Here is a 14461-nt window from a genome sequence, read left to right as displayed (position 1 = left end):
GAAAGGATAGTCTATGTCTCTTCAAAAATTAGAAAATTATAGTAATAAAAGTGTTGTGCAAGAAGAAGTATTGATTCTAACAGAATTGCTGGAAGATATTACTAAAAATATGCTTGCCCCAGAGACCTTTGAAAAAATCATGCAGTTGAAAGAATTATCAACTCAAGAAGATTATCAAGGTCTAAACCGTCTAGTGACTAGCTTATCAAATGATGAAATGGTCTATATTTCACGCTATTTTTCAATCTTACCTCTTTTGATTAATATTTCAGAGGATGTGGATTTAGCTTATGAAATCAATCATCAAAATAATATTGATCAGGACTATTTAGGTAAATTATCTACAACGATCAAAATGGTTGCTGAAAAAGAAAATGCCGTTGAAATTCTTGAACACTTGAATGTTGTCCCTGTTTTGACAGCTCATCCAACACAAGTGCAACGAAAAAGTATGTTGGATTTAACAAATCATATTCATAGTCTTTTGCGTAAATACCGTGATGTTAAGTTGGGGTTGATCAATAAAGAAAAATGGCACAATGATTTGCGCCGTTATATCGAAATTATCATGCAGACAGACATGATTCGTGAGAAAAAATTAAAAGTGACTAACGAAATCACGAATGCTATGGAATATTACAACAGCTCCTTTTTGAAAGCTCTACCTCACTTGACGACGGAGTATAAGCGCTTAGCGCAAGCGCATGGTCTGGATTTAAAACAGGCTAAACCAATCACCATGGGTATGTGGATTGGTGGAGACCGTGATGGTAATCCCTTTGTTACAGCAGAGACCTTGAAACAGTCTGCACTCACTCAGTGTGAAGTCATCATGAACTACTATGATGAAAAGATTTACCAACTTTATCGTGAATTTTCTCTTTCAACTAGTATTGTCAACGTCAGCAAGCAAGTCAGAGAAATGGCTCGTCAATCCAAGGATAACTCGATTTACCGTGAAAAAGAGCTTTACCGTCGTGCCTTGTTTGATATTCAGTCAAAAATCCAAGCAACTAAAACCTATCTGATTGAGGATAAGGAAGTTGGGACTTGTTATGAAACCGCCAATGATTTCTACAAGGATTTGATTGCCATTCGAGATTCTCTACTGGAAAATAAGGGCGAGTCCTTGATTTCAGGTGATTTTGTGGAATTATTGCAGGCAGTAGAGATATTTGGTTTTTACCTAGCATCAATTGATATGCGACAAGACTCTAGCGTCTATGAAGCCTGTGTGGCAGAACTCTTGAAATCAGCAGGAATTCATTCTCGTTATAGCGAGTTAAGCGAAGAAGAAAAGTGTGACCTTCTCTTGAAAGAGTTAGAAGAAGATCCACGAATTCTTTCTGCGACTCACGCAGAAAAATCAGAACTATTAGCAAAAGAACTAGCTATTTTTAAGACGGCTCGTGTTTTGAAAGATAAGTTGGGAGATGATGTCATCCGTCAGACCATCATTTCACATGCAACCAGCCTTTCTGATATGCTAGAATTAGCTATTCTATTAAAAGAAGTAGGACTGGTGGATACGGAAAGGGCGCGTGTTCAGATTGTTCCCCTTTTTGAAACAATTGAAGACTTGGATCATTCAGAGGAAACAATGAGAAAATATCTTTCTCTTAGCCTTGCCAAAAAATGGATTGCCTCACGAAATAACTACCAAGAAATCATGCTTGGCTACTCTGACAGTAATAAAGATGGTGGTTACTTGTCATCATGTTGGACTCTCTACAAGGCTCAACAACAATTGACTGCTATTGGAGATGAATTTGGCGTTAAGGTTACCTTCTTCCATGGTCGTGGTGGTACTGTCGGTCGTGGTGGTGGGCCAACCTATGAAGCCATTACATCTCAACCGCTCAAGTCTATCAAGGATCGTATCCGCTTGACGGAGCAGGGTGAAGTAATTGGGAATAAATACGGTAACAAAGACGCCGCTTACTATAACCTTGAAATGCTAGTATCGGCAGCTATTAATCGTATGATTACTCAGAAAAAGAGCGATACCAATACCTCAAATCGTTATGAAGCCATTATGGATCAAGTAGTGGATCGTAGTTACGATATCTACCGTGATTTGGTCTTTGGTAATGAGCATTTCTATGATTATTTCTTCGAGTCAAGTCCAATCAAGGCTATTTCAAGTTTTAATATTGGTTCTCGTCCAGCCGCTCGTAAGACGATTACTGAAATCGGTGGTTTGCGTGCCATCCCTTGGGTATTCTCATGGTCACAGAGTCGTGTTATGTTCCCTGGATGGTACGGGGTTGGTTCAAGCTTCAAGGAATTTATCGATAAAAATCCAGAGAATATTGCTATCTTACGAGATATGTACCAAAATTGGCCTTTCTTCCAATCGCTTCTTTCAAATGTTGATATGGTCTTGTCAAAATCAAATATGAATATTGCTTTTGAATATGCTAAACTTTGTGAAGACGAGCAAGTTAAGGCCATCTATGAGACTATTTTAAATGAATGGCAAGTTACTAAGAACGTTATCTTGGCTATTGAAGGACATGACGAACTCTTAGCTGACAATCCATATCTAAAAGCTAGTCTGGATTACCGTATGCCTTACTTTAATATTCTCAACTATATTCAGTTAGAGTTGATTAAACGCCAACGTCGTGGAGAATTGTCCAGTGATCAAGAACGATTGATTCATATCACCATCAACGGAATTGCGACAGGATTGCGTAATTCAGGTTGATAATTTTCAAGAGTGAATATCAAAAAAATTCTAATAGACTATTGACAAGTAGTTTAAAAATGATATAATTTAACCATTCAGAAAAGTAATCGTACAAACTTTTTAGAGAGTCTGTGGTAGCTGAAAACAGATAAGTGGCGATGATGAAAATTGGGCTGAATGCTATTTAGAATTTGAAATCATAAAAATTCGGTGAGCACACCTTACAGTGCATCTCGTTATTGCGAGACAGAGCGATAGGGAAATTCCCTATAATTGAGGTGGTACCGCGCATCGACGTCCTCACACAAGTTTTTGTGTGAGGACTTTTTTGATGGAGGTTAGTATGGAAAGAAAACGATGGCGTCACTTGTTTATACTCAATGAAAATCAAAGTACAAACTAGGAAGCTAGCCGCANNCTACGGCAAGGTGAAGCTGACGTGGTTTGAAGAGATTTTCGAATAGTATTAGATAAGTGAAGTTTTTAAAGGAATTAAAAAGGAGAAATAGAATGAAAAATAAACGTTTAATTGGAATTATCGCTGCATTAGCAGTCTTAGTAGCAGGAAGCTTGATTTACTCTTCAATGAATAAATCAGAAGCTCAGAATAATAAGGATGAGAAGAAAATAGCCAAGATTGGTGTGCTTCAATTTGTGAGCCATCCATCCCTTGATTTGATTTATAAAGGGATTCAAGACGGACTTGCAGAAGAAGGATATAAAGATGATCAAGTTAAAATCGATTTTATGAACTCAGAAGGTGACCAAAGTAAGGTTGCGACAATGAGTAAACAATTGGTTGCAAATGGGAATGATCTTGTGGTTGGTATCGCAACACCAGCTGCTCAAGGTTTGGCTAGTGCCACAAAAGACCTACCGGTTATCATGGCTGCTATTACAGACCCAATTGGTGCTAACTTGGTTAAAGATTTGAAAAGACCAGGTGGCAACGTTACAGGGGTATCTGACCACAATCCAGCTCAACAACAAGTTGAACTCATCAAGACCCTGACACCGAATGTGAAAACAATCGGAGCTCTTTACTCAAGTAGCGAAGACAATTCAAAAACACAGGTCGAAGAATTTAAGGCTTATGCTGAAAAAGCAGGTCTGACAGTGGAAACATTTGCAGTTCCTTCAACAAATGAAATTGCCTCAACTGTCACTGTTATGACTAGCAAGGTAGATGCTATTTGGGTTCCAATTGATAACACCATTGCATCAGGATTTCCAACGGTTGTCTCTAGCAATCAAAGTTCTAAGAAACCAATTTATCCAAGTGCGGCAGCTATGGTAGAAGTAGGTGGTTTGGCATCCGTTGTAGTTGACCAACATGACCTTGGTGTGGCAACTGGAAAAATGATTGCGCAAGTTCTGAAAGGTGCAAAACCAGCTGATACCCCAGTCAATGTCTTTTCAACTGGTAAGTCAGTGATCAATAAAAAAATAGCTCAAGAACTAGGTATTACGATTCCTGAGTCTGTTCTCAAAGAAGCAGGACAAGTCATCGAATAAATAAGGTAGGGAGGAGGAGACTCTTCCCATTTTTTAAAAAGATGAATATAGAAAGGATTAAATAAAATATGATTGTTTCCATTATTTCTCAAGGATTTGTCTGGGCTATTCTAGGTCTGGGAATCTTTATGACATTTAGGATTTTGAACTTTCCAGATATGACAACAGAAGGTTCCTTCCCTCTTGGGGGAGCTGTTGCTGTCACTCTGATAACCAAAGGCGTGAACCCTTTTTTAGCGACACTGCTTGCTGTAGGAGCAGGTTGTTTGGCTGGTATGGCAGCAGGACTTCTTTATACAAAAGGGAAGATCCCAACTTTGCTCTCAGGGATTTTGGTGATGACTTCCTGTCACTCTATCATGCTCTTGATTATGGGACGTGCCAATTTAGGCTTACTTGGAACCAAGCAAATCCAGGATGTTTTGCCTTTTGATTCAGATTTGAACCAACTCTTGACAGGTCTTATCTTTGTCAGTTTTGTTATTGCTCTCATGCTCTTTTTCTTGGATACCAAACTCGGACAAGCCTATATTGCTACAGGTGACAATCCTGATATGGCTAGAAGTTTCGGGATTCATACTGGACGCATGGAGCTCATGGGCTTGGTCTTATCAAATGGTGTGATTGCCCTTGCAGGCGCTCTCATTGCCCAGCAAGAAGGGTATGCTGATGTATCTCGAGGAATCGGGGTTATCGTTGTGGGGCTTGCAAGTTTGATTATTGGAGAAGTTATTTTCAAGAGTTTGAGTTTGGCAGAACGTCTGGTTACCATCGTTGTAGGTTCTATCGCTTATCAATTCTTAGTGTGGGCGGTTATTGCGCTTGGCTTTAATACAAGTTACCTTCGTTTGTACAGCGCCGTGATTTTAGCAGTCTGCCTCATGATTCCAACATTTAAGCAAACCATCTTGAAAGGAGCCAAGTTAAGCAAATGACAGCAATTGTAGAATTAAAAAATGCAACCAAAATCGTTAAAAATGGCTTTGATGAAGAAAAGATTATTTTAAATGATGTTTCCTTAGAAATTTTTGAACGGGACTTTATCACGATTTTGGGCGGAAATGGTGCTGGGAAATCAACCCTTTTTAACACCATTGCAGGAACCTTGTCCTTAACCAGTGGAACCATCCGTATTTTAGGTGAGGATGTTACCAAGTTTTCACCAGAGAAGCGCGCTAAGTATCTGTCTCGAGTCTTCCAAGATCCAAAGATGGGAACAGCTCCTCGTATGACAGTGGCAGAGAATCTCTTGATTGCCAAGTTTCGTGGTGAAAAGCGTGGATTGTTACCAAGACGTCTGGCTAGCTATAAGGATGAGTTTCAGGCTACAATTGAAAAAGTAGGAAATGGTCTTGAGAAGCATTTGAATACACCGATTGAGTTTTTATCAGGTGGTCAAAGACAAGCCTTGAGTCTCTTGATGGCAACCTTGAAGCGTCCTGAATTACTCTTGTTAGACGAGCATACTGCAGCTCTTGATCCAAAGACCAGTGTTTCCCTTATGGAATTGACAGATGAATTTGTCAAGAAAAATCAGCTGACAGCGCTTATGATTACTCATCATATGGAAGATGCTCTTAAGTATGGCAATCGCTTGATTGTCATGAAAGAAGGACGGATTATCCAAGATTTGAATCAAGAAGAAAAAGCAAAAATGAAAATCTCTGATTATTATCAACTCTTTGAATAAAGTAGGGAAAATGAGTGAAATGGTTTACTTTTTTTCTGAAATAAAGTATACTATATAAAGTAAACTATGATAACATGGAGGTATTGTGTATGGTTGACAAACAAGTCATTGAAGAAATCAAAAACAATGCCAATATTGTGGAAGTCATAGGAGATGTGATTTCTTTACAAAAGGCAGGACGGAACTATCTAGGGCTCTGTCCTTTTCATGGTGAAAAAACACCTTCTTTCAACGTTGTAGAGGATAAGCAGTTTTACCACTGTTTTGGTTGTGGCCGATCTGGTGATGTCTTTAAGTTCATAGAGGAGTACCAAGGGGTTCCCTTTATAGAGGCTGTCCAAATCTTAGGTCAGCGTGTTGGAATTGAGGTTGAAAAACCGCTTTATAGTGAACAGAATCCAGCTTCACCCTACCAAGCTCTTTATGATATGCACGAAGATGCAGCCAAATTTTATCATGCTATTCTCATGACCACGACCATGGGGGAGGAAGCCAGAAATTACCTCTATCAGCGAGGTTTGACAGATGAAGTGCTCAAACATTTTCGGATTGGTTTAGCACCTCCAGAACGCAACTATCTCTATCAACGTTTGTCTGGTCAGTATCGTGATGAGGATTTTCTAGATTCAGGGCTATTTTACCTATCGGATGCAAATCAATTTGTAGACACCTTTCACAATCGGATTATGTTTCCCCTGACAAATGACCAGGGAAAGGTCATTGCCTTTTCAGGTCGTATCTGGCAGAAAACGGATTCACAAACTTCTAAGTATAAAAATAGCCGATCGACTGCAATTTTTAACAAAAGTTACGAATTATATCATATGGATAGGGCAAAAAAATCTTCTGGAAAAGCCAGTGAGATTTACCTCATGGAAGGGTTCATGGATGTCATTGCAGCCTATCGGGCTGGAATCGAAAATGCTGTCGCATCTATGGGAACAGCCTTGAGTCGTGAGCATGTTGAGCATCTGAAAAGGTTAACCAAGAAGTTAGTTCTGGTATACGATGGCGATAAGGCTGGGCAAGCTGCGACATTGAAAGCGCTGGACGAAATTGGTGATATACCTGTGCAAATCGTCAGCATGCCTGATAACTTGGATCCGGATGAGTATCTACAAAAAAATGGTCCAGAAGAATTGGCCTATCTATTAACGAAAACTCGTATTAGTCCGATTGAGTTCTACATTCACCAGTACAAGCCTGAAAATAGTGAAAATCTACAGGCTCAGATTGAGTTTATTGAAAAAATAGCTCCCTTGATTGTTCAAGAAAAGTCTATCACTGCTCAAAATAGCTACATTCATATTTTAGCTGACAGTCTGGCATCCTTTGATTATGCTCAGATTGAGCAGATTGTTAATGAGAGTCGTCAGGCGCAAAGGCAGAATCGCATGGAAGGAATTTCCAGACCGACGCCAATCACCATGCCTGTCACCAAGCAGTTATCCGCTATTATGAGGGCAGAAGCCCATCTACTTTATCGAATGATGGAATCCCCTCTTGTTTTGAACGATTACCGCTTGCGAGAAGATTTTGCATTTGATACACCTGGATTTCAGGTCTTATATGACTTGCTTGGACAGTATGGCAATCTTCCTCCAGAAGTTCTAGCAGAACAGACAGAGGAAGTTGAAAGAGCTTGGTACCAAGTCTTAGCTCAGGATTTACCATCTGAGATGTCACCTCAGGAACTTAGTGAAGTAGAAATGACTCGAAACAAGGCTCTCTTGAATCAGGATAATATGAGAATCAAAAAGAAGGTGCAGGAAGCTAGCCATGTAGGAGATACCGACACAGCCTTAGAAGAATTGGAACGTTTAATTTCACAAAAGAGAAGAATGGAGTAATAATGGCAACAAAACAAAAAGAAGTAACAACATTTGACGTACAAGTAGCAGAATTTATCCGTAATCATAAGCAAAAAGGGACAGCAACAGATGATGAAATCAATGCTAGTCTTGTCGTTCCTTTTACCTTGGACGCTGATGGGATTGAAGATCTCTTGCAACGGATTCAAGATGCAGGAATTTCTATCACAGATAATGAAGGAAATCCAAGTGCGCGTGTTCTTAGCAATGAAGAAGAACCAGAACTCAGCGATGAGGACTTGATTGGGTCAACTTCTGCTAAGGTTAATGACCCTGTCCGTATGTATTTGAAAGAAATCGGGGTCGTTCCTCTCTTGACCAATGAAGAGGAAAAAGAGTTAGCACTGGCTGTTGAAGCGGGTGACATCGAAGCTAAACAACGCCTTGCGGAAGCCAACCTTCGTTTGGTTGTTTCTATTGCCAAACGCTATGTCGGTCGTGGTATGCAGTTCCTTGACTTGATTCAAGAAGGAAATATGGGTTTGATGAAGGCGGTTGACAAGTTTGATTATTCTAAAGGATTCAAGTTCTCAACTTACGCAACTTGGTGGATTCGTCAGGCTATCACTCGTGCTATTGCGGACCAAGCTCGTACCATCCGTATCCCAGTTCACATGGTTGAAACCATCAATAAATTGGTTCGTGAACAGCGGAATCTCCTTCAAGAATTAGGTCAAGATCCAACACCTGAGCAAATCGCTGAACGTATGGATATGACTCCTGATAAGGTTCGTGAAATCTTGAAGATTGCTCAAGAACCAGTATCTCTTGAAACACCAATCGGTGAAGAGGATGATAGCCACCTTGGAGACTTTATCGAAGATGAAGTGATTGAAAATCCAGTGGACTATACAACTCGTATCGTCTTGCGTGAGCAGTTGGATGAGGTCTTGGATACTCTTACAGACCGTGAAGAAAATGTTCTGCGTCTACGTTTTGGACTAGATGATGGAAAAATGCGTACCCTTGAAGATGTGGGTAAAGTCTTTAACGTGACTCGTGAGCGTATCCGTCAGATTGAAGCCAAGGCTTTGAGAAAACTACGCCAACCAAGTCGTAGCAAACCGCTTCGTGATTTTATTGAAGACTAAGAGTGAGGAAAATATGGCTTATACAGAAGAGCAAATTGAAAATATCAAAACACGAATTTTATCAGCCTTGGAAGAAGTTATTGACCCTGAGTTGGGAATCGATATTGTCAATCTTGGTTTGATTTATGAGATTCGTTTTGACGGCGACACAGGGCAAACAGAGATTGATATGACGTTGACAACTATGGGTTGTCCCCTAGCAGACCTTTTGACGGACCAGATTTATGATGCCATGACCGAGGTTCCAGAAGTAACGGATACTGAGGTTAAATTAGTCTGGTATCCAGCCTGGACTGTTGAAAAAATGAGTCGCTATGCACGCATTGCCCTAGGCATTAAGTAAACAGATAAAAGCATGTAAGAGATTATTGGAAGAGCGAGGAAATTTCCCCCTCTTTTCCTCTAGTCTCTTCTTTCTTTTGCTGATTTTATTCAAAGAAAATGATATAATAGTAGTTATGGAAAAAAAGAAATTACGCATCAATATGTTGAGTTCAAGTGAGAAAGTAGCAGGACAAGGAGTTTCAGGTGCTTACCGTGAATTAGTTCGTCTTCTTCACCGTGATGCCAAGGACCAATTGATTGTTACAGAAAATCTTCCAATCAAGGCAGATGTGACTCACTTTCATACGATTGATTTCCCCTATTATTTATCAACATTTCAAAAGAAACGCTCAGGAAGAAAAATTGGCTATGTGCATTTCTTACCTGATACACTTGAGGGAAGTTTAAAAATTCCATTTTTCTTAAAGGGAATTGTGAAACGCTATGTATTTTCTTTTTACAACCGGATGGAGCACTTGGTTGTTGTTAATCCGATGTTTATCGAGGATTTGGTGGCAGCTGGTATTCCACGTGAAAAAGTGACATATATCCCTAACTTTGTCAACAAGGAAAAATGGCATCCTCTACCACAAGAAGAGATAGTGAGACTGCGAACAGAGCTAGGTCTTAGTGAAAATCAGTTTATCGTAGTAGGTGCTGGTCAAGTTCAGAAACGCAAAGGGATTGATGATTTTATCCGTCTGGCTGAGGAATTGCCTCAGATTACCTTTATCTGGGCTGGTGGTTTCTCTTTTGGTGGTATGACAGATGGTTATGAACGCTATAAGAAAATGATGGAAAATCCCCCTAAAAATTTGATTTTTCCAGGTATCGTGTCGCCAGAGCGGATGCGCGAATTGTATGCCCTAGCGAATCTTTTCTTGTTACCTAGTTATAATGAGCTCTTTCCGATGACGATTTTAGAGGCTGCCAGTTGTGAAGCTCCTATTATGTTGCGTGATTTGGATCTTTATAAGGTGATTTTGGAGGGAAATTATCGGGCGACAGCAGATAGAGAAGAGATGAAAGTGGCTATTCTGGAATATCAAGCAAATCCTGCTGCCTTAAAAGACCTCAAAGAAAAGGCTAAGAATATTTCTAGAGAGTATTCTGAAGAGCATCTGTTGCAAATCTGGTTGGACTTTTATGAAAAACAAGCCGCTTTAGGGAGAAAGTAAAAAGTGAGGTAATCTATGCGAATTGGTTTATTTACAGATACCTATTTTCCTCAGGTTTCAGGTGTTGCGACCAGTATTCGAACCTTGAAAACCGAACTTGAAAAGCAGGGACATGCTGTTTTTATCTTTACGACAACAGATAAGGATGTCAATCGTTATGAAGATTGGCAAATTATCCGCATTCCAAGTGTTCCTTTCTTTGCTTTTAAGGATCGCCGCTTTGCCTATCGAGGATTCAGCAAAGCACTGGAAATTGCTAAACAGTATCAGCTGGATATCATCCATACTCAGACAGAATTTTCTCTTGGCTTGTTGGGGATTTGGATTGCGCGTGAATTGAAGATTCCAGTCATCCATACCTATCACACCCAGTACGAAGACTATGTGCATTATATTGCCAAGGGGATGTTGATTCGTCCTAGCATGGTCAAGTATCTGGTTAGAGGTTTTTTGCATGATGTGGATGGGGTGATTTGCCCGAGTGAGATTGTCCATGATTTGCTATCTGACTATAAGGTTAAGGTTGAAAAACGTGTCATTCCAACTGGGATTGAATTAGCCAAGTTTGAGCGTCCGGAAATCAAGCAGGAAAATTTGAAAGAACTACGTAGTAAATTAGGGATTCAAGATGATGACCAGATGTTGCTGAGTCTTTCCAGAATTTCCTATGAAAAAAATATTCAAGCAGTACTAGTAGCCTTTGCAGAAGTTCTGAAAGAAGAAGACAAGGTTAAACTGGTAGTTGCTGGGGATGGCCCTTATCTGGATGACCTCAAAGAGCAAGCTCAGAACCTAGAGATTCAAGACTCAGTCATCTTTACAGGGATGATTGCTCCTAGTGAGACAGCGCTCTACTATAAGGCGGCGGATTTCTTCATCTCGGCATCGACAAGTGAGACCCAAGGTTTGACCTACTTGGAAAGCTTAGCTAGTGGGACGCCTGTCATTGCTCACGGAAATCCTTATCTGGACAATCTCATCAATGACAAAATGTTTGGTACCTTGTATTACGGTGAACATGATTTGGCTGGAGCTATTCTGGAGGCCCTGATTGCAACACCAGACATGAATGAGCATACCTTATCAACGAAATTATACGAGATTTCAGCTGAGAACTTTGGAAAACGAGTGCATGAATTTTATTTGGATGCCATTATTTCAAATAATTTCCAGAAAGATTTAGCTAAAGATGATACGGTCAGTCAGCGAATCTTTAAGACAGTTTTGTATCTTCCGCAACAGGTGGTTGCTGTACCGGTAAAAGGATCAAGACGAATGCTAAAGGCATCAAAAACACAGCTGATTAGCATGAGAGAGTATTGGAAAGACCGTGAAGAATAGAAAGAGGACAAGCTATGAATAAACGATTAATGAGAAGTGGTCGTGACAAAAAGATTGCTGGTGTTTGTGCCGGGGTGGCCCATTATCTAGATATGGATCCAACTATTGTTCGAATCATTTGGGGTGTCCTTGCTTGCTGTTACGGAGCGGGAATTGTAGCTTATATCATTTTATGGATTATTGCACCAGTAGCAACTGACTATTGAAAACTAGCTGAATTCATGCTAAGATAATAGAAAATAGAATGTAACGAAGGAGATAAAAATGGCATTTGGAGATAATGGAAAACGTAAAAAAACGATGTTTGAGAAATTAACCTTGCTTATCGTGCTTATCATGTTAGTAGCAAGTATTTTGGGTATTTTTGCAACTGCAATTGGTGCCCTCAGTAATCTATAAAAAGATTCAAGAAAATTTTGTGACTGGGATTTCCCAGCCCTTTTTTAAAGTGAGAAGAAAAAATGAGTATGTTTTTAGATACAGCCAAGATTAAGGTCAAGGCTGGTAATGGTGGTGATGGCATGGTTGCCTTTCGCCGTGAAAAATATGTCCCTAATGGCGGTCCTTGGGGTGGTGATGGTGGACGTGGAGGTAATGTGGTTTTCGTTGTAGACGAAGGACTACGTACCCTCATGGATTTCCGCTACAATCGTCATTTCAAGGCTGATTCTGGTGAAAAAGGAATGACCAAAGGAATGCATGGACGTGGTGCTGAGGACCTTATAGTTCGAGTACCACAAGGTACGACTGTTCGTGATGCAGAGACTGGCAAGGTCTTGACAGATTTGATTGAACATGGACAAGAATTTATCGTTGCCCACGGAGGTCGTGGTGGTCGTGGAAATATCCGCTTTGCAACACCAAAAAATCCTGCACCTGAAATCTCTGAAAATGGGGAACCAGGTCAGGAACGTGAGTTACAATTGGAACTAAAAATCTTGGCAGATGTTGGTTTAGTAGGATTCCCATCTGTAGGGAAATCAACACTTTTAAGTGTTATCACATCGGCTAAACCTAAAATTGGTGCCTACCACTTTACGACCATTGTGCCAAATCTAGGTATGGTTCGCACCCAATCAGGTGAATCCTTTGCAGTAGCCGATTTGCCAGGTTTGATTGAAGGGGCTAGTCAAGGTGTTGGTTTGGGAACTCAGTTCCTCCGTCACATTGAGCGTACCCGTGTCATCCTTCATATTATTGATATGTCAGCTAGCGAAGGACGTGATCCTTATGAGGATTATCTTGCCATTAACAAGGAGTTAGAGTCATACAATCTTCGTCTCATGGAGCGTCCACAGATTATTGTAGCTAACAAAATGGACATGCCTGAGAGTCAAGAAAATCTTAAAGAATTTAAGAAAAAATTGGCTGAAAACTACGATGAATTTGAAGAGTTACCAGCTATCTTCCCAATATCTGGTTTGACCAAGCAAGGTCTGGCTACGCTTTTGGATGCTACAGCTGAATTGTTAGACAAGACACCAGAATTCTTGCTTTACGACGAGTCCGATATGGAAGAAGAAGCTTACTATGGATTTGACGAGGAAGAGAAAGCCTTTGAAATTAGCCGTGATGACGATGCGACATGGGTACTTTCCGGTGAAAAACTGATGAAACTCTTTAATATGACCAACTTTGATCGTGACGAATCAGTCATGAAATTTGCCCGTCAATTACGTGGTATGGGGGTTGATGAAGCCCTTCGTGCGCGTGGTGCTAAGGATGGGGATTTGGTCCGCATTGGTAAATTTGAATTTGAATTTGTAGACTAGGAGACTAGTATGGGAGATAAACCGATATCTTTCCGAGATGCGGATGGCAATTTTGTTTCCGCCGCAGATGTTTGGAATGAAAAGAAATTGGAAGAACTATTTAATCGTCTCAATCCAAATCGTGCTCTGAGATTGGCACGAACTAAAAAAGACAATCCATCTCAGTAAAGAAGCTAAAAAATCCCGTGCCTCATCAGACACGGGATTTTGTGGTACAACGGGCATGTATAGCAAACTGAATCTGGAATAGCACAGGATATCTTCTAAAATATTGTTATCAATTGATTTGAATTTTAAAATTAAATTGTTTGATTCTTATTTCACTTTGTTATAGTATATCTGATGTCAAAGTTCTCGGCGAGTCAAATAGCGATTCCCAAGCCTGACTATCGTGAGGTAGCGGGTTAAAACGGTCTGGGGATAGACCGTTTTAAGTCTGTCGCTGGAAATAAGAATCGTCAGAGGAAGGGATAGCGAAATCGTGGCTCTACGAACAGGAACGTGATAGTAAGGTGTATATAGTGGATAAGGGGGCTCAGAACTCTAAATTCCAAAAAGGTAGTACATAAAGCACGAGAGTAATTGAATTCGTACTAAGATTTCCTATTTTCACTGTAACCTTTTAACGTCCTCATATCTTGTATAAACGAGGATAGATGTACGACTTATCCCGTGAGGTCTATCACTATAAAGAGAAAACGACAGATAGAAGTGATCCTGAGTCACGGTTATCTTTAAAATAGATTGTCTGATAGGATGCTAGCCTGAAAACGTCTTGTTCATGAAATATAGGACGGTATGTATAAAACGCTTCTGTGAACTGGGAGAAGGTGGAGAAGTTCTTGCTAAAATTTAGTTGAACAGCTGTATTCCGATACTTAGATAAGGGAGCTAGTCTTAGCTCCTACTTGGTTTCAGGGGACAAAAAAGGGGCAATAGCGCTTCGAGAAAGATTATACTCAAAATCTCTTCAAACCACGTCAGCGT

General features: G+C 40.2%; 13 protein-coding genes and 1 other annotated feature. All 13 genes read left to right on the top strand.

The features are described from left to right. Positions 1–13: 13 nt before the first annotated feature. The 13 genes from ppc (at position 14) to HT715_RS06840 (ending at position 13642) form a co-directional block, all read left to right on the top strand. Complete coding sequence (gene ppc / locus HT715_RS06900; protein WP_054388331.1) at positions 14–2710, top strand: phosphoenolpyruvate carboxylase; 2697 nt, start codon at positions 14–16, stop codon at positions 2708–2710. A 69-nt stretch (positions 2711–2779) separates the two neighbouring features. Continuing rightward, positions 2780–2997: a binding site (T-box leader), on the top strand. A gap of 205 nt (positions 2998–3202) precedes the next feature. Further along, positions 3203–4207 (top strand): tryptophan ABC transporter substrate-binding protein, encoded by a 1005-nt coding sequence (gene trpX / locus HT715_RS06895; protein ID WP_054388335.1) that lies wholly within the window; start codon positions 3203–3205, stop codon positions 4205–4207. A gap of 68 nt (positions 4208–4275) precedes the next feature. After that, the gene (locus HT715_RS06890; protein ID WP_000637229.1) at positions 4276–5142 is read left to right on the top strand and encodes an ABC transporter permease; all 867 of its coding nucleotides are present in this window, start codon (positions 4276–4278) and stop codon (positions 5140–5142) included. Beyond that, positions 5139–5897, top strand: coding sequence for an ABC transporter ATP-binding protein (locus HT715_RS06885; RefSeq protein ID WP_138707255.1), 759 nt, complete (start codon positions 5139–5141; stop codon positions 5895–5897). The genes HT715_RS06890 and HT715_RS06885 overlap by 4 nt, the downstream gene beginning before the upstream one ends. Positions 5898–5986: 89 nt before the next feature. Continuing rightward, a complete protein-coding gene (gene dnaG, locus HT715_RS06880; protein WP_054388339.1) occupies positions 5987–7747 on the top strand; it encodes a DNA primase in 1761 nt (586 codons plus the stop codon). A 2-nt stretch (positions 7748–7749) separates the two neighbouring features. Then, positions 7750–8859 (top strand): RNA polymerase sigma factor RpoD, encoded by a 1110-nt coding sequence (rpoD, locus tag HT715_RS06875; protein ID WP_000201906.1) that lies wholly within the window; start codon positions 7750–7752, stop codon positions 8857–8859. 13 nt (positions 8860–8872) lie between these two features. Continuing rightward, positions 8873–9202 carry a metal-sulfur cluster assembly factor gene (locus HT715_RS06870; protein ID WP_000331925.1) on the top strand — a complete coding sequence of 110 codons (330 nt, stop codon included), beginning with the start codon at positions 8873–8875 and terminating at the stop codon, positions 9200–9202. A gap of 115 nt (positions 9203–9317) precedes the next feature. Continuing rightward, on the top strand, positions 9318–10361 hold the full coding sequence (cpoA, locus tag HT715_RS06865; protein ID WP_054388347.1) for an alpha-galactosylglucosyldiacylglycerol synthase: 1044 nt from the start codon (positions 9318–9320) through the stop codon (positions 10359–10361). A 15-nt stretch (positions 10362–10376) separates the two neighbouring features. Beyond that, positions 10377–11702, top strand: coding sequence for a glycosyltransferase family 4 protein (locus tag HT715_RS06860; protein ID WP_172922872.1), 1326 nt, complete (start codon positions 10377–10379; stop codon positions 11700–11702). Between the two features lie 29 nt (positions 11703–11731). Beyond that, the gene (locus HT715_RS06855) at positions 11732–11908 is read left to right on the top strand and encodes a PspC domain-containing protein (RefSeq protein WP_031233512.1); all 177 of its coding nucleotides are present in this window, start codon (positions 11732–11734) and stop codon (positions 11906–11908) included. Positions 11909–11966: 58 nt separating this feature from the next. Further along, positions 11967–12101 (top strand): DUF4044 domain-containing protein, encoded by a 135-nt coding sequence (locus tag HT715_RS06850; RefSeq protein WP_000863852.1) that lies wholly within the window; start codon positions 11967–11969, stop codon positions 12099–12101. Between the two features lie 62 nt (positions 12102–12163). Beyond that, positions 12164–13474: a GTPase ObgE gene (gene obgE / locus HT715_RS06845; RefSeq protein WP_054388343.1), complete on the top strand. Its 1311-nt coding sequence runs from the start codon at positions 12164–12166 to the stop codon at positions 13472–13474. 9 nt (positions 13475–13483) lie between these two features. Then, the gene (locus tag HT715_RS06840; RefSeq protein WP_007284777.1) at positions 13484–13642 is read left to right on the top strand and encodes a hypothetical protein; all 159 of its coding nucleotides are present in this window, start codon (positions 13484–13486) and stop codon (positions 13640–13642) included. Positions 13643–14461 lie beyond the last annotated feature (819 nt).

The sequence above is a fragment of the Streptococcus sp. 4155 genome (assembly GCF_013276695.1).
Lineage (GTDB): Bacteria > Bacillota > Bacilli > Lactobacillales > Streptococcaceae > Streptococcus > Streptococcus pseudopneumoniae.
This window is presented reverse-complemented; position numbering and strand designations above follow the sequence as displayed.